General features: G+C 62.5%; 23 protein-coding genes and 4 pseudogenes. 11 read left to right on the forward strand and 16 right to left on the reverse strand.

What is annotated here, in order from left to right:
* Positions 1-2: 2 nt before the first annotated feature.
* The 4 genes and pseudogenes from cyoD to cyoA form a co-directional block, all read right to left on the reverse strand.
* The gene (gene cyoD / locus HN018_RS22240; RefSeq protein ID WP_171837853.1) at positions 3-410 is read right to left on the reverse strand and encodes a cytochrome o ubiquinol oxidase subunit IV; all 408 of its coding nucleotides are present in this window, start codon (positions 408-410) and stop codon (positions 3-5) included.
* Entirely contained in the window at positions 407-1,084 is a 678-nt protein-coding gene (locus tag HN018_RS22245) for a cytochrome (ubi)quinol oxidase subunit III (protein ID WP_171837852.1), read from the reverse strand. Before HN018_RS22245 ends, cyoD begins: the two co-directional genes overlap by 4 nt.
* A pseudogene (gene cyoB / locus HN018_RS22250) lies at positions 1,081-3,092 on the reverse strand (cytochrome o ubiquinol oxidase subunit I). The gene HN018_RS22245 and the pseudogene cyoB overlap by 4 nt, the downstream one beginning before the upstream one ends.
* Positions 3,093-3,096: 4 nt before the next feature.
* Complete coding sequence (gene cyoA, locus HN018_RS22255) at positions 3,097-3,903, reverse strand: ubiquinol oxidase subunit II (protein ID WP_239479391.1); 807 nt, start codon at positions 3,901-3,903, stop codon at positions 3,097-3,099.
* A gap of 426 nt (positions 3,904-4,329) precedes the next feature.
* On the opposite strand from cyoA, the gene HN018_RS22260 reads away from it, so the two are divergent.
* A complete protein-coding gene (locus tag HN018_RS22260) occupies positions 4,330-4,476 on the forward strand; it encodes a hypothetical protein (protein ID WP_171837850.1) in 147 nt (48 codons plus the stop codon).
* A gap of 25 nt (positions 4,477-4,501) precedes the next feature.
* Positions 4,502-4,615: pseudogene (locus HN018_RS28765) on the forward strand (IS5/IS1182 family transposase); the annotation flags it as partial.
* 85 nt (positions 4,616-4,700) lie between these two features.
* On the opposite strand, the gene HN018_RS22265 reads toward HN018_RS28765, so the two are convergent.
* From HN018_RS22265 to HN018_RS28770, 7 genes and pseudogenes are all read right to left on the reverse strand, one after another.
* The gene (locus HN018_RS22265; protein WP_239479392.1) at positions 4,701-5,399 is read right to left on the reverse strand and encodes a LysR substrate-binding domain-containing protein; all 699 of its coding nucleotides are present in this window, start codon (positions 5,397-5,399) and stop codon (positions 4,701-4,703) included.
* Positions 5,400-5,465: 66 nt separating this feature from the next.
* Positions 5,466-5,615: pseudogene (locus HN018_RS29505) on the reverse strand (helix-turn-helix domain-containing protein); the annotation flags it as partial.
* A gap of 197 nt (positions 5,616-5,812) precedes the next feature.
* Positions 5,813-7,366 (reverse strand): GMC oxidoreductase, encoded by a 1,554-nt coding sequence (locus HN018_RS22270; protein WP_408886823.1) that lies wholly within the window; start codon positions 7,364-7,366, stop codon positions 5,813-5,815.
* A 150-nt stretch (positions 7,367-7,516) separates the two neighbouring features.
* Complete coding sequence (locus tag HN018_RS22275) at positions 7,517-9,022, reverse strand: efflux transporter outer membrane subunit (protein WP_408886824.1); 1,506 nt, start codon at positions 9,020-9,022, stop codon at positions 7,517-7,519.
* Positions 8,973-10,115 (reverse strand): HlyD family secretion protein, encoded by a 1,143-nt coding sequence (locus HN018_RS22280; protein ID WP_239479393.1) that lies wholly within the window; start codon positions 10,113-10,115, stop codon positions 8,973-8,975. The genes HN018_RS22275 and HN018_RS22280 overlap by 50 nt, the downstream gene beginning before the upstream one ends.
* A gap of 6 nt (positions 10,116-10,121) precedes the next feature.
* A complete protein-coding gene (locus HN018_RS22285; RefSeq protein WP_239479394.1) occupies positions 10,122-11,657 on the reverse strand; it encodes an MFS transporter in 1,536 nt (511 codons plus the stop codon).
* A gap of 633 nt (positions 11,658-12,290) precedes the next feature.
* Positions 12,291-12,672, reverse strand: a pseudogene (locus tag HN018_RS28770) (IS30 family transposase); the annotation flags it as partial.
* 69 nt (positions 12,673-12,741) lie between these two features.
* On the opposite strand from HN018_RS28770, the gene HN018_RS22290 reads away from it, so the two are divergent.
* The 3 genes from HN018_RS22290 (at position 12,742) to HN018_RS22300 (ending at position 14,781) form a co-directional block, all read left to right on the forward strand.
* Positions 12,742-13,415, forward strand: a protein-coding gene (locus HN018_RS22290; protein WP_408886825.1) for an IS6 family transposase whose coding sequence is annotated in 2 segments (ribosomal slippage) — positions 12,742-13,087 and positions 13,087-13,415 — 675 coding nt in all. Because the reading frame shifts where the segments join, the coding sequence is not laid out codon by codon here.
* An 83-nt stretch (positions 13,416-13,498) separates the two neighbouring features.
* Positions 13,499-13,696: a Rossmann-fold NAD(P)-binding domain-containing protein gene (locus HN018_RS22295; protein ID WP_171837846.1), complete on the forward strand. Its 198-nt coding sequence runs from the start codon at positions 13,499-13,501 to the stop codon at positions 13,694-13,696.
* A 44-nt stretch (positions 13,697-13,740) separates the two neighbouring features.
* Positions 13,741-14,781: an IS110 family RNA-guided transposase gene (locus HN018_RS22300; RefSeq protein WP_171837845.1), complete on the forward strand. Its 1,041-nt coding sequence runs from the start codon at positions 13,741-13,743 to the stop codon at positions 14,779-14,781.
* 336 nt (positions 14,782-15,117) lie between these two features.
* Here the strand turns inward: HN018_RS22300 and HN018_RS22305 are convergent, their stop codons facing one another.
* A complete protein-coding gene (locus tag HN018_RS22305) occupies positions 15,118-15,516 on the reverse strand; it encodes a helix-turn-helix domain-containing protein (RefSeq protein ID WP_172443531.1) in 399 nt (132 codons plus the stop codon).
* A gap of 135 nt (positions 15,517-15,651) precedes the next feature.
* On the opposite strand from HN018_RS22305, the gene HN018_RS22310 reads away from it, so the two are divergent.
* Positions 15,652-15,825, forward strand: a complete 174-nt coding sequence (locus tag HN018_RS22310; RefSeq protein WP_172443532.1) for a hypothetical protein — start codon at positions 15,652-15,654, stop codon at positions 15,823-15,825.
* On the opposite strand, the gene tnpC is transcribed toward HN018_RS22310, so the two are convergent.
* The 3 genes from tnpC to tnpA form a co-directional block, all read right to left on the reverse strand.
* Positions 15,790-17,325, reverse strand: coding sequence for an IS66 family transposase (tnpC, locus tag HN018_RS22315; protein ID WP_172443560.1), 1,536 nt, complete (start codon positions 17,323-17,325; stop codon positions 15,790-15,792). The genes HN018_RS22310 and tnpC overlap by 36 nt on opposite strands.
* A gap of 90 nt (positions 17,326-17,415) precedes the next feature.
* Positions 17,416-17,763 carry an IS66 family insertion sequence element accessory protein TnpB gene (tnpB, locus tag HN018_RS22320; RefSeq protein WP_172443533.1) on the reverse strand — a complete coding sequence of 116 codons (348 nt, stop codon included), beginning with the start codon at positions 17,761-17,763 and terminating at the stop codon, positions 17,416-17,418.
* A complete protein-coding gene (tnpA, locus tag HN018_RS22325) occupies positions 17,760-18,188 on the reverse strand; it encodes an IS66-like element accessory protein TnpA (RefSeq protein WP_239479396.1) in 429 nt (142 codons plus the stop codon). The genes tnpB and tnpA overlap by 4 nt, the downstream gene beginning before the upstream one ends.
* A gap of 95 nt (positions 18,189-18,283) precedes the next feature.
* On the opposite strand from tnpA, the gene HN018_RS22330 reads away from it, so the two are divergent.
* The 5 genes from HN018_RS22330 to HN018_RS22350 all read left to right on the forward strand — a co-directional run bounded on the left by HN018_RS22330 (position 18,284) and on the right by HN018_RS22350 (position 22,856).
* Positions 18,284-18,625, forward strand: coding sequence for a nuclear transport factor 2 family protein (locus tag HN018_RS22330; RefSeq protein WP_172443534.1), 342 nt, complete (start codon positions 18,284-18,286; stop codon positions 18,623-18,625).
* Between the two features lie 232 nt (positions 18,626-18,857).
* The gene (locus tag HN018_RS22335) at positions 18,858-19,406 is read left to right on the forward strand and encodes a recombinase family protein (RefSeq protein ID WP_171836571.1); all 549 of its coding nucleotides are present in this window, start codon (positions 18,858-18,860) and stop codon (positions 19,404-19,406) included.
* A gap of 17 nt (positions 19,407-19,423) precedes the next feature.
* A complete protein-coding gene (locus HN018_RS22340; protein WP_171836583.1) occupies positions 19,424-21,073 on the forward strand; it encodes a transposase family protein in 1,650 nt (549 codons plus the stop codon).
* Positions 21,067-22,038, forward strand: a complete 972-nt coding sequence (locus HN018_RS22345; RefSeq protein ID WP_171836572.1) for an ExeA family protein — start codon at positions 21,067-21,069, stop codon at positions 22,036-22,038. Before HN018_RS22340 ends, HN018_RS22345 begins: the two co-directional genes overlap by 7 nt.
* 128 nt (positions 22,039-22,166) lie before the next feature.
* A complete protein-coding gene (locus HN018_RS22350; protein ID WP_171836573.1) occupies positions 22,167-22,856 on the forward strand; it encodes a BID domain-containing protein in 690 nt (229 codons plus the stop codon).
* Between the two features lie 143 nt (positions 22,857-22,999).
* On the opposite strand, the gene HN018_RS22355 is transcribed toward HN018_RS22350, so the two are convergent.
* Positions 23,000-23,431 (reverse strand): VOC family protein, encoded by a 432-nt coding sequence (locus HN018_RS22355; protein ID WP_171836574.1) that lies wholly within the window; start codon positions 23,429-23,431, stop codon positions 23,000-23,002.
* Between the last annotated feature and the right edge of the window lie 72 nt (positions 23,432-23,503).

Consider the following 23,503-nt stretch of genomic DNA (forward strand, 5'->3'; position numbering starts at 1 on the left):
GGCTACCGTTGCATCTGCATGATGCGGTCCATCGGCATCATGCTGTGGTCGAGGTGGCCCATGATGAACAGTGAGCCGCCGATCAGCAGCAGAACAATCAGAACCCCGAAGGCGAGCGCCATGACGTTGTTGAAGCTGTCCGGACCGCTGGTGATGTGCAGAAAGAACACGACATGCACGCCAATCTGCGCGATCGCCAGAACCAGGAGCGCAATCGGTATGCTTGGCGTCCAGACCAACGTGGTGCGCGCGACAGCGAACGACACGATGGTGAGCAACGACGCGAGAACGATGCCGACCGTGTAGGCGCGTATGCCGTGGGCGATGTCGCTGCCGTCCGCCCGCTCGTCACCTGGTGCGGTGTCGCTGTAATGCAGCTCTTCGGACCCTGAGGCATGATCCTGGCTCATGGCCGCACTCCTTCGCAGTAGACCACGGTAAACAGGGCGACCCAGATGATGTCGAGCGTGTGCCAGAACAGGCTGAAGCACAGCAGGCGCCTCATGATGTCGGGTCGGAATCCCTTGGCGTAGACTTGGGCCATCATCGTGAGCAGCCAGAGCGATCCGGCGGTGACATGCAGTCCATGGCAGCCGACCAGGGCGAAGAAGCCCGAAAGGAAGGCGCTGCGGGTCGGGCCGTTGCCGGCTGCGACCATCCCGTAGAACTCATCAATTTCCAGCGCCAGGAAGCACAGCCCGAACACGAAGGTGACCATCATCGCGCCGTAGAACCACGCCTTGCTGCGCGCCCGGCTGGCTACGCTAGCCAGGCCGCAGGTGAAGCTCGAGGCCAGGAGGCAGCCGGTCTCGATCTCGGTGTTGCAGAGGTCGAACAGCTGCCGTCCGCCCGGCCCTCGAGCGGTCGCGCCGACCAACACCGTGTAAGCGGCGAAAAACGCCGAGAACATGATGATATCGCTGATGAGGAAGACCCAGAAGCCGTAGCCGGTGATGATCCGCTTCGAGGGCAGTTCCTTGGCCGCGTGCTCCGAGGTCCGCCCTCTGTCTCGTGCGGAGTCGCCTCGTCCGAGCTGGTAGGGATCGGCGCCCCCCTGAGTGGATGCCCCGTGAAACGCGCTCATCGGACAGCCTGCACGCGGACGAGGTCGGCAAGCGCCCTGCTGCGGGCGCGCCGGTTGGCGCCGTCGATGGTGGCGACGAGGGCAGCCGGGATGACGTACTCGGCCTCATCACGCCAAGCGAAAACGACGAACGTCACCAGGGAGCCGAGCAGGCCCAGGATGACCAGCCACCAGATGTGCCAGATCAGGGCAAACCCCATGAAGGTTGAGAAGAGCGCGCAGATGAAGCCGGTCGGGCTGTTTCGCGGCAGCTCAATGTCGGTATAGACGGGTTCCTCGGGAAGGTGCGCCTGCTCCAGCGCGCGCTGTTTGACCCCCCAGTAGGCTTCCTCCCCATGCACCTCCGGGAGCATGGCGAAGTTGAACGCCGGTGGCGGCGATGCGGTCGCCCACTCAAGCGAGCGGCCGTTCCAGGGATCGCCGGTCTCGTCGCGCAGCTCGTCTCGCCTACGAATGCTGACCACGATCTGGGCGATCTGCAGGCCGATGCCGCACAGGATAATGGCGGCCCGAACGCGGCCAGCAGCAGCCAGGGATGCCACGCCGGATTGTCGTAGTGCTGCATTCGGCGCGTCATGCCCAGGAAGCCGAGCACGTAGAGCGGCATGAAGGCAACATAGAAGCCAACCAGCCAGCACCAGAAAGAGGCCTTGCCGAGACCCTCGTGCAGGCGGAAGCCGAACGCTTTAGGGAACCAGTAATTATAGCCGGCGAACGCACCGAACAACACGCCGCCAATAATGACATTGTGGAAGTGAGCCACCAGGAAAAGGCTGTTATGCAGTACGAAATCGGCTGGAGGCACGGCCAGCAGAACACCGGTCATGCCGCCGATCACGAAGGTGACCATGAAGCCGAGCGCCCAAAGCATTGGGGTCGTGAACGACACGCGGCCGCCGAACATGGTGAACAGCCAGTTGAACACCTTCACCCCGGTCGGCACGGCGATGATCATGGTCATGACGCCGAAGAAGCCATTGACGTCGCCGCCGGCGCCCATGGTGAAGAAATGGTGCAGCCAGACCATGAAGGCGAGAACGCAGATCCCCATCGTCGCGATCACCATCGAACGATAGCCGAACAGCGCCTTCTGGGAGAAAGTCGAGACGACTTCGGAAAACACGCCGAACGCGGGCAGGATCAGGATGTAGACTTCGGGGTGACCCCAGGCCCAGATCAGGTTCATGAACATCATAACGTTGCCGCCATGATCGTTGGTGAAGAAGTGAAAGCCGATGTAGCGGTCAAGCAGCAGCATCGCCAGGGTGGCGGTCAGAATCGGGAAGGCGGCCACGATCAGCAGGTTCGACGCCAGTGCCGTCCAGCAGAACATCGGCATGCGCAGGTATGTCATGCCGGGGGCATGGATCTTCAGGATGGTGGTGACAAGGTTGACGCCGGACAGCAGGGTTCCCACACCTGAGATCTGTAGCGCCCAGAGATAGTAATCGACGCCGACGCCCGGCGAATAGGCGATCTCCGAGAGTGGCGGATAGGGCAGCCAACCGGTACGGGCAAACTCACCCACGACCAGCGAGACATTGACCAGCAGGGCGCCTGTTGCGGTCAACCAGAAACCCACCGAGTTCAGCGTCGGAAAGGCGACGTCACGGGCACCGAGTTGCAGGGGCACGACGAAGTTCATCAGCCCGATCACGAACGGCATCGCGACGAAGAAAATCATTAGCGTGCCGTGCGCGGAGAAGATCTGGTCGTAATGCTCCGGCGGCAGGTAGCCTGGGGACCGGAACGCCAACGCCTGCTGCGAGCGCATCATGATGGCGTCAGAAAAGCCGCGCAGCAACATGACCATCGCGAGCAGGGTGTACATGACGCCGATCCGCTTATGGTCGACGCTGGTGATCCACTCCTTCCACAGGTAAGGCAGCCAGCCCTTCAGGATGATGGTGGCTACAACTCCGGCCAGGACCAGGCCGACAACCGCCGAGGCGGCCATCGGGATGGGTTGGTCGAGCGGGACGGCACTCCAGGAAAGCTTGCCCAGCAAGGTGTCATTCCGTCCGTGACGATGTGACAAGGTCCGGTTTGCCCACATGCGGGCCGGCGGCAGGCGGAATCGTTTGTCTCACGATGTTCTGGAACAACCCCGGGTCGGCCTTGCTGAAGGTTATCGGACGGTCACCGATGCTTTGGCTGGACAGCTTCGCGTAACTTTGGGCGTCGAGCTCAGGACCGGCCCGCCCGGTCGTTTCGATCCAATCTTTGAAGCCTTGTTGTGGAAGCGCCCGGACCTCAAAGTGCATGTCGGAGAAACCGTCACCGCTATAGTGCGCGGAGAGGCCTTTAAACTCCCCCACCGAGTCAGCCCGCAGGTTGAGCTGGGTAGCCATACCGTTCATCGTGTAGATCATGCTGCCGAGCTGTGGGACGAAGAAGGCGTTCATCACGCTCGCCGAGGTCAGTGAGAAATGGACCGGGATGCCGACCGGGATGACCAGACGGTTCACACTGGCAACGTGCTGCGCCGGGTAGATGAAGAGCCACTTCCAGTCGAGCGAAACGACCTGCACCTCGAGAGGGGGCTTGTTCGACGGCAGCGGCTCCGCAGGGTCGAGCGCATGCGAGCTGATCCACGTCACGCCGCCGAGCAACATGATGGTCAGGAGAGGGATCCCCCAGGTGAGCAATTCGATGCGGCCTGAGTAAACCCAGTCCGGCCTGTAGCGCGCACAACTATTGGTAGCCCTAAACCACCACGCAAATGCCAGCGTCGCCACGATGGTCGGGATAACGATAACCAGCATGATGGCCAGGGAGTCGAACAGGATCGTCTTCTCCGCCCTTCCGACCGGGCCCATCGGCTCCAGGACAACAGCTCTACAGTCGGTCAGAGGCAACGCCAAGGAAAGGCAACAGAGTCTCTCAATGCGCCTTCTAAGCATGTCAGTTCCCTATAAGGCTGTCGCTAAAGCCATCGGCTGCATTACCATTTGCTAGTGCACTCTCGAAAATCTGCGGCAAAACACGATCTTCGATCCGAGCTCGATTGAGGTAGAAATGAGAGACTACCCGCGCTCTCCCAGACGACCGAGATCCAAGTTGTCTTTCTCAACATTCTCTTGGACACCAGAAAGCGGACTGTTGTCGGACACTCGCGTCTAGTGCTTCAATGTTCTCTCGTAGCCCAACAGTGTTCATGAGCGCGAGACTGGCGACCCGCACGACTGAGTTTGGATTAGTGAACGACGAAGGACAAGGATAAAAACGCGGAAGCGCTTTATGCAATGATCGACATATCGTTACAGATTAAAGCCGCCTGGATGATCACCCTTGCCGTGTCGGCTGGTGCGATCGATCCGGCACTGGCGCGCGCGCTGAGGGTGCTGCATCGCTTAGCACGTCTTCAGACTTTGTATTGCTTGGCTAACTGACTCATAAGGGGAGACTGCATCTCCTGTGGTTTCCGACGTTCTCTGGTCGATCATCGAGCCGCGGCTACCTGCCGCCTTACCGCGACCAAGCGGCGCCAAGCCACGTGTGCCAGATCGTGCGGCGCTAACGGGGGTACTGCCAGATCACCGACTTCAAGAGCGATGTGGTTGATCCCGGCGAGTTGAGTCATGAGCGTCCTATCTCCCGCATTCACCTAACAGCCCTAGCTCACCACAGCTGCTGGTAGAGCCGGGTCCCTCTGCGGGATGAAGCCGCTTTTTGACGCTGCAGTGAGGATCTGAAGAAAGGCCTTGCTGAAGTCCTTTTTCGGGGGCTTAACCGTGACAAGATCGAATTCAACGTCGGGTAAATCTGGAAGACCATGACCCTCAACTAACGGCGCAGCCCCGGCGAGCCACATGCTTCTCGGACCCGCGCATATCCCAAGCCCCGCCTGAACGGCAGCCTCGATCCCAGCGAGACCGACGCTCTCGAAGCGGATAAAGCAGGATCTACCACTTGCTCTGAGCATCGCAATCGGCATATCCCGCCCGGGATTAGGCGGCAGCGGCAAAACTAACGGAACTGGCTCTTCTCGGGAAAGCCTCATGTTCTTACGGCCGATCCAGGCCAGATTGTCGCGCCAGAGAAGTCTTGAATCTGCGTACTCGCCGAAACGACGCATGATGGCAAAGTCAATTGTCTTCTTCTCGATGCCCTCTGTTAAAGCGCTGTAAGTCCCAGAGATTATCCTGACACGGATGTTTGGATGCTCGGCGACGAACAGCCAGAGTATGGTCGCAAGTGCCGTCCGGCAGAAGTCCTCCGCCATCCCAATGGTAAGCTCCTCGATGTTGTCATGACTTTCGAGCTGCTTCTTCAGATCCTCGGTTAGTGATTCTAAGGCGCGAACATAGATCAAGACTGCCTCGCCTCCGGCCGTCAACTCGACTCCGTTTCGACCTCTTCGAAAAAGGGGGCGTCCTAGATGGCGCTCAAGCCGTTTGACCTGCTGACTGACCGAAGGCTGCGTCACCCCGAGGACCCTTGCGGCTCCACCAAATGTCTTCTGCTCCTCGATAGCCAGAAAAAGGCGGGTTATGCCAGGGTCTCTTAATCGAGCAGGGTCAAGAGTCATATTAACAAGCCTCTAGTCTATGGCTGGTAGCAGTCGGCTTCCCATGAAAGCTGTAAGCAGTGGATACTTGGAGAAGACAGGACGCTCGTACACAAGCTTGTATAACCTGTCTTATCATGTTGAGCACCACGCTCTCTCCAAAACCTCGGCACTGCTTGTATATCGATCTAATGCCAAGCTTGTGTCGCACCTCCTGTTTACCCTCGCGTATCTCCGGCCTGTCGATCTGAACCGGCCGGTGCGCCAAGACGCTCGCGAATCCGCTCAGCGACACGAAGCGCATTGGCAATTATTGTCAGTGTCGGATTAACTGCGCCGATGGATGGGAAGAAGCTCGCATCTGTCACGTAGAGGTTATCGATCCCGTGAGCACGGCAGTTCCGGTCGAGCACGCTGGTCTCGGGGTTGTCGCCAAACCGTAGCGTCCCGGCCTGGTGTGAGGTGCCTCCGATCGGCGTATTCTGTCCAAGGTAGAGGCCGCGGTCGACGAGCTGCGAGTAGATGCCGGACTTGTCGCATATCTGCTCGAGCTTGTGCTTGAGGCGTCGGTTACCTTCGAGGTTCGTCTCGGTAAGATCGAGGTGGACGTTGTTGTCCTTATAGAAGATCCGGTTAAAGGTTTTCGGCAGATCTTCCGACATCAACCAGAAGTCTATGGAGTGGCGAGCCAGCCAGTCGAATGGCTTTTCAGGAAACCACTGCAGCCACTTTGGCAGCCCTTCGCCATGCACCTGGACGCCATCGGACTTGCCGACCATCTGGATGTGGCCGAGCGGAAACTCCCAGTCTTCGGCGCCAAAGTAGAAATCGTTGATCCCCAGCGTCTTCTGGAACTTCGTTGGGTTAGGCGTCTTCGAGATGGCCATTACGACGGCGTTGTTGTGTCGCATGTAGTTCCGGCCGACCTGACCTGAGCCGTTCGCGAGGCCGTCCGGATGAGCGTCGCTCGCGGAGCGCAGCATCAGCAATGCGGACGATAGCGCGCCGCATGCCACGACAACGATATCTCCTGCGAATTCACGTCTCGCACCGTCCCGGACCACCGAGACGCCGGTCACTGCAGTACCGGAGGGGTTGGTGACAAGCCGGTCTACATAGGCCCTAGTGAGGAGTGTCACGTTCGGGTTCTCTCGGAGCGTTGGGTCGACCAGGAGGACCTGCGCGTCTGATTTACCGTTCACTAGACAGGGATACCCATCGAACCGATCGCATCGGATGCACGTTGAATGTGGAAGCGCGTCGCCCTTCCCGTCCTGCTCGAGCAAAACGCCGACTGGCAGGTGAAATGGATGGTAGCCTTCCTTCAAAAGCCCGTCCGATAGTTCCTGCAGCCGGGGCTCGTGTTTGATCGCCGGGTACTTGTAGGGCTTTGCTGCCGGCGGCTCTGTTGGATCCTCGCCACGCTGCCCGTGGACATGGAACAACTCCTCCGCAGCCTGATAGTATTGCTCAAACTCGTCGTACTTGACGGGCCACTCCGGGGCAATACCATCCGGGTGCGTCACTCCGTGGAAGTCACGCTCACGCAGCCGAAGCAGGATCGCGCCGTAGACCTTGCTATTGCCGCCGACGAAGTAGTGCAGGCCGGGAGAAAAAGTCTTCCCGTCGGCACTGTACCAGGTTTCCTTGGCCTGGTAGCGCGCCTTGATGAACACCTCCTCCGTGTCCCAGTTTGCCTGCTCCCGCTTCAGGTAGTCGCCCCGTTCGAGCAGCAGGATTCGCTTGCCGGTTGAGGCGAGCGCATGAACCATCGTTCCGCCTCCTGGACCAGAGCCGATAACGATAACGTCATAGCGGTCTTCAACCGTGGCTGACATGGCTTTGCCTCAAGCTAGATTTGGTGAAAGGGGGCGATGAGTAACATTCAGCGTTAAGACGAAGGCATGACAGAACCCAGCCATCTATCGGGTCTGCGCACTGTCCGCGATCTGCCAGCCGCCGCCAAGCGCCTTGTAAAGCGAGACAAGATCGGTCTCGAGATTGGTGTTGGCCGTAGCGAGCTGGTCCTCGCCCGATAGCAGCGACGCTTCGGCGTTGGTGACGTTCAGGAAATCCACAGCACCTTGCTGAAATCCCTGCGTCGCCGCGCTCAGCGCCTTCCGATCGGCGTCCACCGTCAGGGCAACATCGTCGCGCGTCCGGCGTGCGTGATCGTAAGCGGTCATTGCGTCATCGACATCGCGCCAGGCGGTGAGAACGGTGTTGCGGTAGGACAAGGCTGCCTGCCGCTGCTGCGACCGGCGGAGCCGCAGCGTACCAACCAGCCGGCCGCCCTCGAATAACGGCAGGTCGATCGACGGCCCGAATGTGAAGGCGCGCGACGGCAGCGAGAAGGCATTGCCGACGATCCTTCCATTCTCGTCGAACTGGCCGGTCAGGCTCACGTCCGGGTAGAAGGCAGCAACAGCAACGCCGGTGTTTGCCGTTGCGGCATGGAGCGACGCCTCCGCCTCACGGATATCCGGCCGCCGCCGGAGGAGCGCTGAGGGAAGTCCGACCGGTACCACGGGCGGAACCGAGAGGGCCGTCGCCGTTTCTTCGAGCTCGGCCGCCAGCGCCCGGGGCGGTTCGGCCAGCAACAATCCGATCGCGTTGACGAGACGAGCCTCGGTCGCCTCAAGCGCCGGCAGCGTCGAGGCGATCGTCGCCCGTTGCGCCTCCGCCTGCGCAACCGAGAGCGTCGTCGCGACGCCGTTGGCGAACTGGTCGCGCACCAGCTTCAGGTCGTGATCCGCGACAGCGAGGTTCCGCCTGGCGACCGCGATGCGCGTCTCGGTCCCACGTAGCTGGAGATAGTCGAGCGCCAGCGTCGCGATCGCGTCGAGGGCCACGGCGTGTCGCGCCTCGATCGCGGCCTCCGTGTCCGCCCGCTGTGCTTCCACGGCTCTGCGTACTCGCCCGAATAAGTCGAGTTCCCAGGATGCGTTCAGCCCGTTCTGCCAGACGTCATATGTCAGAGGCGCATACGGTGCCGGCTGGATCAGCGTGAGGAATCCGGTCGGGCTTTGCCGCTCGTGCTTGTAGGACGATTGCTCATCCACGTTCGGCAGTCCCTGCGCGCGGGCGATCTGGCGCTCGGCATCGGCCTGCTGCACACGTTCGGCGGCGCTTTGCAGGTCGATGTTCTGATGCACCAGCCGCTCGACCAGGGAGGACAGCTCCCGGTCGTGGAAGCTGTCCCACCACGTCGGATCGACCGCGCCGTTGCTCATCACGCCGCTCGACGCCGCGCCTGCCCAGATTGGCGGCGAGACATCTATCGGCCGATGGAAATCCGGACCGACCGTGCATGACTCGAGCCCGAGCTGCATCGTGATCAAGCCCACGAGCTTTGCCGCTCTTCGCGCCGTTTGCATCTCAGTTCGCGATGACGCGGCCGGATGTGTGCGCCTGCTCACCCGCCACATCCGCCAGTCCGGTATGAATGGTCGTCTCCACTGAGAGACCGGCGCGAAGCAGGTGCGCGAGATCCTGTCCCGGCGCGACCAGTATCTTCACCGGCAGGCGCTGCACGATCTTGGTGAAGTTTCCAGTCGCGTTGTTCGACGGCACCGGCGAATAGATGGCGCCTGATGCCGGCGGAATACCCTGCACCACACCATCGAGATCGATATTGTAGGCATCCACATGGATACGCACATGCTGGCCCGGCAGCACGTGGCGCAGCGCCAGTTCGCGATAGTTCGCCACGATATAAAGCCGGTCGAGCGGCACCAGCGACATCAACACGCCGCCCGGACCGACATAGTCACCGAGCTGCACGCTCCGGTTCGTGACCGTTGCGTCGAGCGGCGCCAAGATGCGCGTGTAGCTGAGCGTGAGCTGGGCCTGCTGGAGTTGGGCCTCGTCGGCCTTGATCTGCGCCCGGTCGGCGTCGGCCATGGCTTTCAGGACATCGAGCTGATGACGCGCAGCATCGGTCGACGCGCGCGCGCCTGCCAGTTGCGCTTCCAGTTGCGCCGTGTCGGCCTCCGACGACTGCCTGCTTTGCTGGGTCCCGGCGCCGGTGCTGGCAAGATTCCGGTAGCGCGTCCGGTTGGCGCGCGCGAGGCCAAGCTGCGCCTCGAGCGATGCCTCCTGGGACGATTGCTGCTCGATCACCGAGGGCTGCCGGCCGACGTTCGCCAGCGCGTCCTGGAACTGCGCGCGGTCCCGATCCAGCGTCGCCTGCGAGGTCGCGAGCGATACGCGCTGATCGCGATCATCGAGCTGGACCAGAAGCTGGCGGGCTTGCACGTGATCGTTGTCGTCGCTGGCAATGGCGACGACCTGGCCGGCGATCCGAGGCGAGACCGAGGCATAATGCACCTGCACGTAGGCGTCATCGGTCCAGACATCGGGGTTCGGCGTCAGCGCGATTACCAGCACGATCGCGACGAACGCTGCGACCACGACGAGCGCCAGCAGGATCGGCCAGAACGGCCGTTTTTTTGGCGACACCTTCTTGTCGTCGTCCTGCTTCTGGCCGTCGTCCGGCGTCCCGCTCTTGTCTGACATCATGCCGCCTTATTGCTGCAGGAGCGCGATACGCGGCGGATAGGTCCGGACCGGCAGGATTAGCATGACAACCATCAAGGCCGCGGTGATCGCTGCCATCACCAAGAACGCGTCGCTGAGCGTGAGCACCGTGCCTTGCAGCCGGATCGTCTCGTTGAGCGCCGCAAGGCCGCCGCCGGGGCGGGGAAGACCACTCGGCAGCAACCCCTGCGCGTATACCGTAGTGTAGCGCTCCTGGCCGGCCTGATCGGTCAGGCGGCTCGAATGCAGGCCGCCGCGCCAGCGCTCGATCAGTTGGAACAGCCAGACGCTCGTCGCCTCGCCAAGTGCCCGCGGCGTGTTCACCAGCGCCGAGGCGTAGGGTCCTTCCGGCGGCTTGATCGTGTTCGTCGCAAGTTGAAGCAACGACATGACCACCATCGCCTCGCTGGCCGAGATGGTAAGCTGCCAGAGGTAGAACTCGCCTCCCATCCAGACCGAGGTCAGCAACGAGTCACCAATGCAAGCACCAAGCAGTAGGCCGAGCCCGAGGAAGTGGACAACCCGCGGATCAACCCGCTCAAAGTTCAGCAGTACAGCGACGAGCGGAAGGAACACGAGCTGCGTCAGCGCAATCCCGCCGGTGAGCGCGAAGGATTGCAATGGCCGGAAGCTCTGCACCTCCTGGAGATATTCCGTCGGAAGGGTCGATCCGGCGCCAGACACCACGATGAAGGTGAACAGTGCCACGAGACCGTAGGCGAAGTTCCTTCGAGTGAGCAGCTGTATCCGCATCAGCGGCGCTTCGTGGCACCACTCGTTCCACACGAACAGCGGGATCGTCGCGACGCTGACGAGCGCCAGGATGCAGATCAGGTCGGAGTTGAACCAGTCGAGGCGATCGCCCTGCTGGAGCATCGTGGTCAGGGAGCCGAACCCGATCAGCGACAGCAGCATCCCGCGCCAGTCGATGATCCGGAACCGCTCATACTTGGGCGGATCCTGTGGCATACCGTACCAAAGCAACGAAGCGGCAACCGCCCCGATTGGGATCGCCTGCCAGAACGCAAACTGCCAACCCAGTGTGGCGTCGCCAGCGCCTTCCCATAGTGCCGCGAACCCGGCAGCCAAACTTGGGAACATCGTTGCCGTCATCGAGTAGGCGGCGAGCCCGAAGAGCCTGATCGGCGGCCCCAGCGCGCGAAGCGCGATCGTAAACACCAACGGGATCGTCAGACCTTCCGACATCCCCTGCAGGATACGCAGCGCGTAGAGCACGGTGAGGTTGGACGTCCACGGGATTGCAACGGTCGATATACAGGTAAGGGCAATCACGAGCAGTCCCCAGCGCCGGATCGACAATGTCAGTAGGAACCAGGGAGAGACCGACATGCCGAAAACCTCGGCCGTCAGATAAAGGGAGCTGAACCAGGTGCCCGGATCATGGGTGAAACCCAGGCCGCCTGAGATATCGCCAAGAAGCGCCGAGCTCACCGCATCGTTCAACTCAACGGACATTGCCGCGATGATGATGCCCGCGAGCGCGATAAGCAATTTTACGTCCAAGTCTTATCCTAGCAAGCTGATAGCTATGTGATGCGAATGCTAAACAACCCGCGTCCAGACGACTAAAACTAGCCTGGACATAAAATTGAACGTCCTGCCTCTTTGCCAGCCGCTTGTGATTTTGACAATCAGAAGGGACACCGTTGAGAGGTCATTCGAGACCTCGAGTGCGATCGGCCTAAAGGCCAGCACAGTCAGGACCGACTCCGAGCCCGGTAATACTGCAAGGATGTTGAGCAACTCTAGGTTCACGACACAGTCAGCCTTCATCAGAAAGTCTGTCGGCTAGGCGTTGCCAGAACAGCTTGCTCCAGGCACTTGCCGGTCCGCCATGGAAGTTAAGCTCCTAGATTCTTGCTTGCGCCGCAAGTGCTGAAGACATAAGACAAGAGTTATGACACTCAGCACGCCTGCATACTTTAAACGCCTCAAGTAGTCGTGCTTCTGTGATGCCACACGCATGTGGCTCACCTCGACTTTTGGATCATCGGAATAGACATAACCCTGCCCTTATGTCGATTTAGTCGCATCACAAGAAATTATGAAGACGCACGGTATGCAAACATGTCGCCGCGACGGCTGTACGCTCGAGATGCCATCAAAACCACTTCAACCGTTGACAAATCCCCGGCGTCAAGTGGCCGTCGCAACAATCGTCTGTGTCCTTAGCACGTCGTCAAATGCGTCGGCAGGAGTTTTCCAGTGGAGGGTCTTGCGAGTCTGGCGTTGAGAACAGCACTGACCGCTACGAGATCCCGTGCGCCGTGCACGCTCAGGTCACTACCTTTCGGCGAGTTCTGTCGCAGCAACCCGTTGGTGTTCTTATTGGTGCCCCGCTGCTATGGACTTTGCGGATCGCAGAAGTAGACCGTCAGACCCGTTCGATCCACAACCGGACGTGATGGGCCCTCTCTGTCCCCGGACCTCAGGTCAGGGGTCGCCGAAGCTGCGCCGGCAAGGTGGCGATCGTACGCGTTATCGCGTCGCGGAGTGCTTTGGCACCATGACCAATGAGGGTTCTGTTGCAAAGTTTCGATCGACCGGTGCGTGATGGCTAACGGCAACGGTTATGGATCTGGAGACGATGTCGATTGCGTTCAAAGGCAGCCACTACGAGCGCGACATTATCTTGTGGGGTGTTCGCTGGTATGTGGCGTATCCGTTGAGCTATCGCCAGGTTGAAGAGATGATGGGGGAGCGTGGCGTGAAGGTCGACCACACGACGCTGCATCGCTGGGTGCTCAGGTATGTGCCGTTGCTGGAGAAGGCCTTCGTGGACCGCAAACGTCCGGTCGGCGGCAGCTGGCGGATGGATGAGACCTACATACGGATCAAGGGCGTGTGGAAGTATCTGTATCGTGCAGTCGACAAGGCGGGTGCCACAGTGGACTTCCTGTTGACCGCCAAGCGCGATCGCAAGGCGGCGCTGCGTTCCTGTGCAAGGCTATCACCCGACATAGGGCTCCCCGCACGATCACCATCGACAAGAGCGGCGCCAACACCGCGGCGATTGACAGCTACAACACCGAGCATGACGCCGGGATCAAAATGCGCCAAGTCAAGTATCTCAACAACCTCGTCGAGCAGGACCACCGGGCGATCAAACGAATCACCCGGCAAATGCTCGGCTTCAAGAATTTCTGGTCAGCGGCGACCACCATTGCCGGCATCGAGATCATGCACATGATCCGCAAGGGTCAGTTACATTCGACAGCAAAGCTGCGTCCAGCGCAGCAGTTCTACTCCCTTGCAGGATAGAAAAACCAACGTCCCAGCCCATACGCAGACACGACGAAACTTTGCAACAGAACGCCCCTGTCTACCAGGAGGACGAGGCTCGGATGGGCTTGTCATTCATTGAGGCGGCCAAGGCGGCCGGGGTACGGCGCGTGGTGTTCTCGTCGGCAATCCATCCGGTCATCGGCGTCCTGCAGAACCATATCCAGAAGGTTGGGGGTCCGGTAGATGCCGTAATGGGCCGGCACCAGGATCAACTATCGCTGATTTTCGGTTCAGGTCTCTTCAAAGTGGTGGAATGACGAGCGGGATCGAGTGGTTCGACCCGGCCACCAGGAGGACGGCTATGGAACACTATGTCGGAATCGACGTGTCATTGGAGCTGAGCAGTCTGTGCGTCCTCGACCCGACCGGGAAAGTGATACGGGAAGCTAAGGTCGCGAGCGAGCCGGCGGCACTGGTTACCTTCCTACGCGGCCTAGACTTGATGATCGTGCGTGTCGGCCTGGAGGCTGGTCCATTATCGCAGTGGCTTTATGACGGGCTGCTCGAGGCAAATCTCTCACCGGTTCTGCTGGAGACCCGGCATGTGAAGGCTGCGCTATCAGCGATGGCGATCAAGACTGACCGTCGCGACGCGCGCGGTATCGCGCAGCTGCTGCGCATGGGGTGGTATCGACCCGTGCACCGCAAATCGGTGCCCTCGCAGGAGATCAGAGCGCTCCTGGCTGCTCGCAAGCAGATGCAGATCAAGGCGATGGATCTGGAGCAAACCATGCGCGGGCTGCTGCGTGGGTTCGGACTGAAGGTCGGAGAGGTGAGCCGAGGCAAGCTCGCCGCCCGCCTGCGCGAGCTGGTGGCCGGACATGCCATGCTGGAACGCATTGTGGAGCCGATGCTGGCTGCACGCGAGGCGCTCTGGCGCGAATTCGTCAAGCTCCATCGCGAGGTTCTGACCATAGTCAAAGAGGACGAGGTCTGCCGTCGGCTGATGACCGTTCCCGGTGTGGGCGCGGTTGTGTCACTGACCTACCGCTCCGGCGTGGACGATCCCGCGAGGTTTGTGAAATCCAAATCCGTTGGTGCCTTCTTCGGTCTGACGCCCAAGCGCTACCAGTCCGGCGAAATTGACGTTTCGGGCGGGATCACAAAGGTCGGCGATGCCGCCGTTCGCACGGCGTTGCATGATGCGGCAAACGTGCTCCTTTCGCGAGCCACCAGGTTCAGCACGCTCAAGCGCTGGGCAATGGAAGTCGCCAAGCGGCGGGGCATGCGGAGGGCAAAGGTAGCTCTGGCGCGCAAGCTCGCGACTGTGTTGCACCGCATGTGGGCGGATGGAACGGACTTCGTTTGGGGCAAGGATCCTGCGGTCGCTGCCGCGGTCTGACAGAAAAGGCATAAGGTTCGGAGCAGGGCCGGACGGCTCAGCTCCCACGATGTCCCGTCGCCGGGACGCGGAGATGGTGAGGCAGGTTCCGCTGCAGTGGCCGGGAGAAATTCCGAGACTACGCCCGGTAGATTGCTCCACCGCTCCCTCCGACAGCATGAAGTGGCGACCCCGCGTCGACCACGGACAGAAGCACGAAACCGGCGATTGGACCCACTTTGGAGCTTGACGACCGAAGGCCCATTACAGAAGCAACGGAACCGAAACTGCATTTCAACTTACCAAAGGAAGATTGAGGTTCCGATTGCAGGAACCCGATGGCGGAAGGTGTTTTGATTAACCATGGATCCCCAGCGGGAACTTGGGTGAGATTTCCACGTCGGGGTTGCTAACCCACACTATCTTTGCGTCGAGAAACGCGATGAGCTTTTGCAAATCGGCGGTCTTCCGTTTGAGCCGGTCACGCTGATCGGTTAGAAGCGCAACGAACTCCGAGGGTGCCATCGCGTGGTGAGCTTGTTTCTCGAGAACCGCACTAATTTCGTCTAGAGACAACCCTAGCACCTGCCAGGTCCGGATGACCCGCGCTTGTTCCAAATCCGCCGCTGAGAACATCTGGTAAGGGCGCGAGCCGCCTTTTTGTCCGACTGTCGGGTGCAACAGTCCTCGGCGCACGTAGAACCGTACTGTATCGGCGGACAGGCCGCTCTGGCGGGCAAAAGCCGAAATCATCATCGCCGAATGCTACTATTGACTATGGACCATGGTCCATAGTTATCTTCCCCGGTCGGGAGCGATCCTGGCTTAGGTCGCAGGCCGGCCGCTCCCATCGCGACGCGCATCTCGCGCACCATGTGATGGAGAGAACGAATGTTCGCCACTGATACCGTCGAAAGCTTCCCGGCAATGCTGCGTCGGGTGTTGCGCCTCAAGCCCGATGTCGCGAGCTTCCCTGACATGTTCGCCGCGGATGGTGTGTATCCATCCGCCGAGCACCACGGATACGCTTCAGGCGGCTGCGGCAGTCAGCGTTTTTGGCTTTGACCAATTCCATGGCAACAGATCGCCGAGGTCGCGATCGGGTTGATCGGCAATACGGCGCAGGACATCGGCGAGCCAGGCGCGCGGATCGACCCCATTCAGCTTGGCGGTGATGATCAGCGTGTAGACGTCAGCCGCGCGCTCGCCCCCACGATTGGATCCGGCGAACATCCAGGACTTTCGCCCGAGTGCAATTCCTCTGAGGGCACGTTCCGCGGCGTTGTTGGTCAGGCAGATCCTGCCGTCGTCTAGAAACCTGGTGAATGCAGGCCAGCGTTTGAGCATGTAGTCCATTGCCCGGCTGACCTCGTTGTGGCGAGACAGCCGGCTGCGCTCAGTGCGCATCCAGGCTTCCAGCTCTGCGACCAGAGGCACAACCTGCTCTTGTCGTGCGGCGCGCCGCTGTTCGGGCATGAGGCCGTTGATGGTGCGCTCGACGTCGAAGATCAGATCGATCCGGCGCACGGCCTCGATGGCGATCGGCGCCTTGGCCACGTCGGCGAGCACAAAGAATTTCCTCCGGCCGTGTGCCCAGCACGCGGCTTCGGAGATCGCACCTGGCCTGCGCCCGGGCAGGTAGAGCTCGTTGAATCCTGCATAGGCATCGGCCTGCAGAATACCTGCGTACTGCGCCAGGTGTCGGCGTGGATGCTCGCCGCCTCGGTCCGGTGAGTAGAAAAACATCGCCGCTGGTGGCTCCGGACCGCCGAATGGACGGTCGTCGCGGACGTAGGTCCAGAGCCGACCGATGCTCGTCTTGCTCTTGGCCAGTACCGGCACCGTGGTGTCGTCGCCGTGCAGCCGGTCTGCTACCAGCACGTGCTTGCGGATCAACGCCAACAGCGGCGCGAGGGCCGCGGTGCACGCGCCGACCCACCCGCCCAGGGTCGAGACGTCGAGGTGGATGCCCTCCAAGGCGTAGCTCTCGCTCTGCCGGTTCAGCGGCAGGTGCTGGCCGAACTTCGCCTCCAGGATCATGGCCAGCAACTCGGGCCCGGCACGACCCCGGGCGATTGGATGAAACGGTGCCGGCGGCTGGGTGATGCTCTCGCAGGCACGGCAGGAGAACTTCTCGCGCACTGTCTGGATGACCTTCCACTGGCGCGGGATCACCTCGAGTGTCTCCGTGATCGTCTCACCGAGCTTGACCAGCCGGCCGTGGCAGCAGGGACAAAGGGTCGGGCCTGGAACGACGACGCGCTCGCGCGGCAGATGGGCTGGCAGCGGCCCGCGCACCGGCTTTGCCCGGCTCGAACCCGGACGCGGATCCCCAGGTGCTGCTGGCTCGACGTCAGCCTCGGCAGCATTCGCCTCCAGCTCCTCGAGCTGCAGCTCCAACTGGTCGAGCAGCCTGCGACTGCGCTCCGACGTTGGGCCGAACCGGTCGCGCTGCAGCTTTGCGATCAGCAGCTTGAGGTGCGCGATCATCGCCTCCGCACCGGTTGCCCGCGTCTCGGCTGACAACCGGGCCGCGCGCTCAGCAACGAGTGCCGCCCGCAGCATGTCGATATCGTCAGGCAGGATGTCGGCGTCGGGTGTCACGCCAGCGATTCAACCACATCCCGGCTGGCTTGTGTACTGATTGCCTCGCCGTCAGCCTGCGGCCTCGGGCCGCCAGGTCCGCTGTGGATGCCGCCAGTCGATCCCTTCCAGCAGCATCGAGAGCATCGCCGGTGTCAGCGACACCACGCCATCAGCCGCCTGCGGCCACACGAACCGGCCGCGCTCCAGGCGCTTGGCATACAGCGACATGCCGAGCCCGTCGTGCCACAGGATCTTCACCAGATCACCGCGGCGTCCCCTGAACACGTAGAGATCGCCAACATGGGGATCACGCTCGAGCGCCTGCTGCACCTGCAGGGCCAGGCCGTTCATGCCGCGGCGCATGTCACTGGCCCCGGCCGCCAGCCAGACCCGGACACCGGACGGAACCGGGATCATCCGCGCAGAACGGCCACGATACGCCGCAGGGCCGCCTGGTTGACCGTCTCATCGACCCGCACACAGACGCCGCCCGGAAACTCGATCTCGATCAACGCAGGCTTTGTCGACGCTTTCGGTGTAGGCGGTGGCACCGGACGCGATTGGTCAGCCTGTTTCTCGGCAGCACGCGGCTCGTCAACGAGGTGAACCGGAACAAGTCGCAACGCGGATCCAGTCTTTACCACCGCGGCTCCTGCCCGCTCGCGGCGCCACCGGTAGACAAGGCTTGTGCAGATCCCGTGTCTGGCGGCGAGCTCTCGAATCCGGGTGCCGGGTACGTAGGAGCTCGCAACCACAAGCGCGCGAAACGCTGGATCATGGGCACGACGCCGGTCGCTGACGATCTCGATCCGCTGCATCGAAGCTGCCTGAGTGGCTGCCACTGTGGCAGCCTCATCTGCTGTGTTCACCATGAGGCTAAGCAGATCGGCATCCGCTTATTCCAGCAAGACGTCACTCGCCGGGCGGATACGATGGTGTGCTGGAGTTGCCGTTTGCTCCGCCGGGCTTCGAAACGCCACTCGCAGGCCGGGACGCCATAGCCGCTCATTTGCAAATGGCCTCGAACCTCATCAAGCTCGACAATCTAGCCGTCTCCGAAGTCGTCACGCACGAGACGAGTGATCCGGAGGTCATCGTCGTCGAGTTCGCAGGCTCGGGTCACGGGCTGGCCACGGGCGAGCCCTACGACCAACGGTATGTCTCGGTGATCAGGGTGCGTGACGGAAACATCGTGCATTACAAGGATTACTGGAATCCGATTGCCGTTCTCCGCACGATCAAAGGGGAGCAAATCCTGAAAGCCTTCGCTGTGGGCTGAGTGGACTTGACGTTTATGCGGTGGTCGACGAGCCGGACGCCCTGGTCTTTCCACCGGAGTGGCGGCTGAGGATGGGGCGGACCCCGAATGCCCGTTCCACACTCTCAGCTACAGCTCCATTGGGGTAGACCCCAGCGAGGCACCAACCTGAGACACTTTCTCCGTCTCAATAGGGTTGCTTTCGGCATTCTGGAACGATACCGTTTCGGGGTCTAGATCCTTCCGGAACAATATGGCGTTTTACGGGTATGCCCGCGTCTCTACGCTGGACCAGGACCTCACCGTGCAGCGGCAGGCGCTGCGCGCGGCTGGCTGTGGCGTGATCCGCGCTGAGAAGGCGAGCGGCAGCCGGCGCGACGGCCGGACCGAGCTGCAGGTACTGCTCGACTTCGCGCAGGCGGGCGACACCCTGGTCGTCACCCGCATCGACCGTCTCGCGCGTTCGATGAAAGACCTGCAGGACATCGTGCACGAGCTGAAAAGTCGTGGCGTGATGCTGCGCGCGACCGAGCAGCCGGTCGATACCAGCACGGCAGCCGGCAAGGCGTTCCTTGATATGCTAGGGGTGTTCGCGGAGTTCGAAACCAATCTGCGTCGCGAGCGCCAGCTTGAGGGTATCGCTCTGGCCAAGGCACGTGGCGTTTACCGTGGTCGCAAGCCTAGCATCGACACGGTCGAGATCAGACGGCTGCGCGAGCAGGACGGCCTGGGACCGACTGCGATCGCCCGTCAGCTCGGCATTGGCAGGGCTTCCGTCTACCGGGCTCTTGGGAGCCCATGATGGTGGGGGGCGTCGCCGTGCCGATCGAGGCGATCGCGATGCTCCGCCGCCGGATGGCGGCACTTCCGGCCCGCCATCCTCAGCGCGGGCCGCTGCTGTCGTCGACTGCCGAGCTCTACGCGGTCAGCCGCGCGACGCTGTACCGGCTGCTGCGCGGCGAGCGTCGACCCCGCGACGCGCAGCGCGGCGACCGCGGCACCCCGCGCGTCATGGCGGCGGCCGAGATCGAGCGCTGGTGCGAGATCATCGCCGCCATGAAGATCCGCACCACCAACCGCAAGGGACGGCATCTTTCGACCGTCCGCATCCTGCAGCTCCTCGTTGGGCACGGCATCGAGACGCCTGACGGCCTGCAGAGGCTACCATCGGGTCGGCTGACCGCCTCGACGATCAACCGGCACATGCGCCGCCTCGGCTACGACCGTGAGCGCATGACGCGCCAGCCGCCGGCGGTGCGGTTCCAGGCCGAGCGGTCGAACGCGCTCTGGCACTTCGACATGAGTCCGTCCGACCTGAAGCAGCTGGCGACGCCCCCCTGGATCGACCCGGACCGGGCTGGCGCGCCGACGCTGATGCTGTTCAGCGTGGTGGATGACCGCTCGGGCGTCGCCTGGCAGGAGTACCGCTGCGTCTACGGCGAGGACGTCGAGGCGGCGCTGCGTTTCCTGTTCGCCGCCATGTCGCTCAAGTCGGATGAGGCAGACCCGTTCCAGGGCATCCCGGCCGTCCTCTACGTGGACAACGGGCCGGTCGCGAAGTCGGCGGTGTTCCGGCGGGTGATGGAGAGCCTCGGCGTCGAGGTGGTCACGCACATGCCGGCCGGCAGCGACGGCAGGCGGACCACGGCGCGGGCCAAGGGCAAGGTCGAGCGGCCCTTCCGCACGGTCAAGGACGCACATGAGACGCTCTACCACTTCCACCAGCCGGCCTCGGAGGAAGAGGCCAACCGTTGGCTCGCGCGTTTTATCCGCACCTACAACCTCGGCGATCACCGCGCAGAGCCGCGCAGTCGCATCGAGGACTGGCTTGCGCACCTGCCGCCAGACGGCCTGCGTCAGATGTGCGCATGGGAGCGGTTCTGCGCCTTTGCCCGCGAGCCCGAGCGTCGTGCCGTCGGCGTCGACTGCCGGCTGACGGTGGCCGGCGTCGCCTACGAGGTCGACCCCGAGCTTGCGGGCGAGACGGTGGTGGTCTGGTGGGGGCTGTTCGACCAGGAGCTCTGGGTCGAGCACGGCGAGGAGCGGTTCGGGCCCTTCCATCCGGTCGGTGGCCCGGTCCCGCTGCACCGCTACCGCCGGCATCGCAAAAGCCGGCGCGAGGTCCGTGCCGACCGGGTCGGCGACCTGGCTCAGCAACTCGCTCTGCCGCGCTCCGCCCTCTCAGGGGAAGATGACGTCGTGCTGATCGGAGCCTTACCAATGGCCGCGGAGCATGTGCCTGTGCGCCCGTTCCGCGATCCCGACCCGTTCCAAGAGCTGAACTTCCCAACGCCGCTGGCGGCCAAGCGCGCAATCGCCGACGAGATCAGGCTGCCGCTCGGCAGGCTGTCGGACGACGACCGCGGGTTCATCGACGCCCTCGTGGCACGCACGCTGTCGCGGCCCGAGCTGATTGCCGCGGTGCGTGAACGCTTTCCGCAAGGCCGCAAGGGAGGCGTCGGATGCTGACCGAGGTCATGCGCTACTACCGCCTCGCCCGGCCGCCGGTCGACGCCGGCTTCTACGAGACCGAGCACCACGCCCAGGTGTCGCGCGACATCCGGGCTGCGATCATGGGCGGCCGCCTGATCGCGCTGACCGCCGTCATCGGGTCGGGCAAGACGATCTTGTCGCGGCGCCTGCGCGCTGAGCTGGAACGGGAAGGCCGGGTCATCGTGTCCCGTTCGCTGTCGGTCGAGAAGGCCAAGATCACCGTGCCGCTGCTGATCTCGGCGCTGTTCTACGACCTCACGCCGGAGAAGACGGTGACGATCTCCAGCCAGAGCGAGCGGCGCGAGCGCGACCTGCAGGAGCTGTTCCGGCGCGCCAAGAAGCCCGTCGCGCTGTTCATCGACGACGCCCACGATTTGCACCCAAAAACCCTGGTCGCCCTGAAGCGGCTGACCGAGGTCGTGGTCGAGGGCGGCGGCCAGCTCTCCGTCGTGCTGGTCGGCCACCCAAAGCTGAAGAACGACCTGCGCCGGCCGCAGATGGAAGAGATCGGCGACCGCACCACCGTGTTCGAGTTCGGCGGTCTGCGAGACCGCCAGCGCGACTACGTGGACTGGGTGCTCAAGAGCAGCCTGGAGGAGGGCGTCACGCCGGAGGACGTCATCACCGACGCCGCCGCGACCCGGTTGGCGGCCAAGCTCAAAACCCCGCTGCAGATCGGCCAACACCTGGTGCGGGCATTCGAGGCCGGCTTCGAGGTTGGCGCCAAACCAATCGACGAGACCGTGGTCGAGGCCGTGCTGTCGCTGCAGATCGACGACCTGGAGCCCCGCCTGACGCGTAACGGCTACGACATCCGCAACCTGGTCGAGCAGCTCGATGCCAAGCCGGCCGAAATCCGTCGCCTACTGCGGGGCGACCTCGAGCCGGCGCGGTCGCGTGAGCTTATGGACGAGATGCGTGCAGCCGGCTTGCCAACCTGATCGCGGCCACCCTGCGCCGCTGTCCGGCTATTGCGCGTCCGTCTCACCGAGCGTGCGCTGTGTCTCACCGATCGTGCGCCGGACGCTCCCATCCGTCTCACATAATGTGCGCCGAAACGGACCATCTATTGCGCGTCCGGGCGTACATCATTGCGCGCCGTTACACCTACCGCGACCCGCACGCGGCTCGGGCCGCGCTGGACGAGCTGGTGAAGAGCCAGGGATGGACGAGTGCCGCGTCGCGGATTGAGGCCGACCCGCTCCAGCTTGGGGAGCTGCGCGGCAAGGAGGGTCTGTTCGCGGGAGCCAAGGCCCGTGCGGAGCGTGTAGCGGCGCAGCGTGCGGCCGGTGCGATCGGATCGAGCCTGGAGCGGATCGGGGAAGCAGAGGCGCGGGCGGAGCGGAGCTACCGCACGGGTGTGGAGGCTCAGCGCATGGCGGATGCGACCGGCATCCCGCGCTTGTCCGCCGCGGCCGAGGCTGCGATCGGCGTAGTGGCCGCAGAACCGGACGAGAAGGCTCGGGCTGTAGCGTGGCGGGCTGTTCAGGCGGACGAGCGTGTCTCGGGAGAGCTGTGGGCCTTTGGTGCTGCAGTCGAGCAGCGGTTCGGGGAGGAAGGCGTGCGCGCCATGCTGCGGACCGGAGGACGGCGAGGCGCCGGTACGGCGGCGTCGGTTACGCCCAAGCAGCGGCCGGAGCTGGACCGGGTGGCCGAGCTAACCGCCGCCCTGAAATCAGGCGAGCAGGCCGATACCAGCCTGACCCAGCGCAAAGCGGAAAACGAACGACAAGGACAGCGCCGGGGACTGCGCACGTAGGGCGTCCGGTAGCAAGGGAAACTGAACTGCCTTTCAACTCTCATCGTCCATGACCGCCGAGTTGCGGACCGGTAAAAGCTCTCTCCGGCCGTCAATCGCCACTTGATGGCTTGGTTAGGCCGACGAGGCACATGGGGCCGCACTCACGGGTCCATGCCTTTTTGGCGAAGCTGCTCACTCGCCTTCTCCGTCTTTTCCGACGCGACATCCAGAACTCGCAATATCAGCTTCGTCTTGGAGAACTGGATATGGCGATATTCCACCATCTCGATGCGGTTGCCCCACGGGTCGCATATCTCAAATCCTGGCCCGTCGAGGATCAAGGCGTTTGCCGCTTCCGCGCGCTCACGCAATCCGGTTAGGTCGTCGACCACCAGACCGAAGTGCCTTTTGTCGTCTGGCCGTCGGCTTCCGCCCTCGGCAAGGGCCAGGAACTGATCGCCCATGTCAATGAACGCCATTTGGCTGGCTCGGCCCCGCAGCTCAAAGTCGAACAGGCGTCCGTAGAAGGCCAAGGCTGCATCGAGATCGCCGACCTCGAGTGCTACGTGGTTGATTCCGACGAGCTTGGTCATACTGTTCCTCTCAACCCGTAAGCTTCCTCGGGCCTGCAGATGGCTGAGCTAGTCGAGCAACACGTGGCACCA

Source organism: Lichenicola cladoniae (genome assembly GCF_013201075.1).
Taxonomy (GTDB): Bacteria; Pseudomonadota; Alphaproteobacteria; order Acetobacterales; family Acetobacteraceae; genus Lichenicola; species Lichenicola cladoniae.

What these genes read in the sequence shown, in the direction of transcription:
- HN018_RS22345 (WP_171836572.1), top strand. Translation starts at nt 21,067, where the DNA reads ATGCTGACCGAGGTCATGCGCTACTACCGCCTCGCCCGGCCGCCGGTC.
- cyoA (WP_239479391.1), bottom strand. Translation starts at nt 3,903, where the DNA reads ATGGGCCCGGTCGGAAGGGCGGAGAAGACGATCCTGTTCGACTCCCTG.
- HN018_RS22305 (WP_172443531.1), bottom strand. Translation starts at nt 15,516, where the DNA reads ATGATGATTTCGGCTTTTGCCCGCCAGAGCGGCCTGTCCGCCGATACA.
- HN018_RS22295 (WP_171837846.1), top strand. Translation starts at nt 13,499, where the DNA reads ATGGGCTTGTCATTCATTGAGGCGGCCAAGGCGGCCGGGGTACGGCGC.
- HN018_RS22245 (WP_171837852.1), bottom strand. Translation starts at nt 1,084, where the DNA reads ATGAGCGCGTTTCACGGGGCATCCACTCAGGGGGGCGCCGATCCCTAC.
- tnpB (WP_172443533.1), bottom strand. Translation starts at nt 17,763, where the DNA reads ATGATCCCGGTTCCGTCCGGTGTCCGGGTCTGGCTGGCGGCCGGGGCC.
- HN018_RS22270 (WP_408886823.1), bottom strand. Translation starts at nt 7,366, where the DNA reads ATGGTTCATGCGCTCGCCTCAACCGGCAAGCGAATCCTGCTGCTCGAA.
- HN018_RS22355 (WP_171836574.1), bottom strand. Translation starts at nt 23,431, where the DNA reads ATGACCAAGCTCGTCGGAATCAACCACGTAGCACTCGAGGTCGGCGAT.
- HN018_RS22260 (WP_171837850.1), top strand. Translation starts at nt 4,330, where the DNA reads ATGATCGACATATCGTTACAGATTAAAGCCGCCTGGATGATCACCCTT.
- HN018_RS22275 (WP_408886824.1), bottom strand. Translation starts at nt 9,022, where the DNA reads ATGTGGCGGGTGAGCAGGCGCACACATCCGGCCGCGTCATCGCGAACT.
- HN018_RS22335 (WP_171836571.1), top strand. Translation starts at nt 18,858, where the DNA reads ATGGCGTTTTACGGGTATGCCCGCGTCTCTACGCTGGACCAGGACCTC.
- cyoD (WP_171837853.1), bottom strand. Translation starts at nt 410, where the DNA reads ATGAGCCAGGATCATGCCTCAGGGTCCGAAGAGCTGCATTACAGCGAC.
- HN018_RS22300 (WP_171837845.1), top strand. Translation starts at nt 13,741, where the DNA reads ATGGAACACTATGTCGGAATCGACGTGTCATTGGAGCTGAGCAGTCTG.
- tnpC (WP_172443560.1), bottom strand. Translation starts at nt 17,325, where the DNA reads ATGCTGCGGGCGGCACTCGTTGCTGAGCGCGCGGCCCGGTTGTCAGCC.
- HN018_RS22310 (WP_172443532.1), top strand. Translation starts at nt 15,652, where the DNA reads ATGTTCGCCACTGATACCGTCGAAAGCTTCCCGGCAATGCTGCGTCGG.
- HN018_RS22280 (WP_239479393.1), bottom strand. Translation starts at nt 10,115, where the DNA reads ATGATGTCAGACAAGAGCGGGACGCCGGACGACGGCCAGAAGCAGGAC.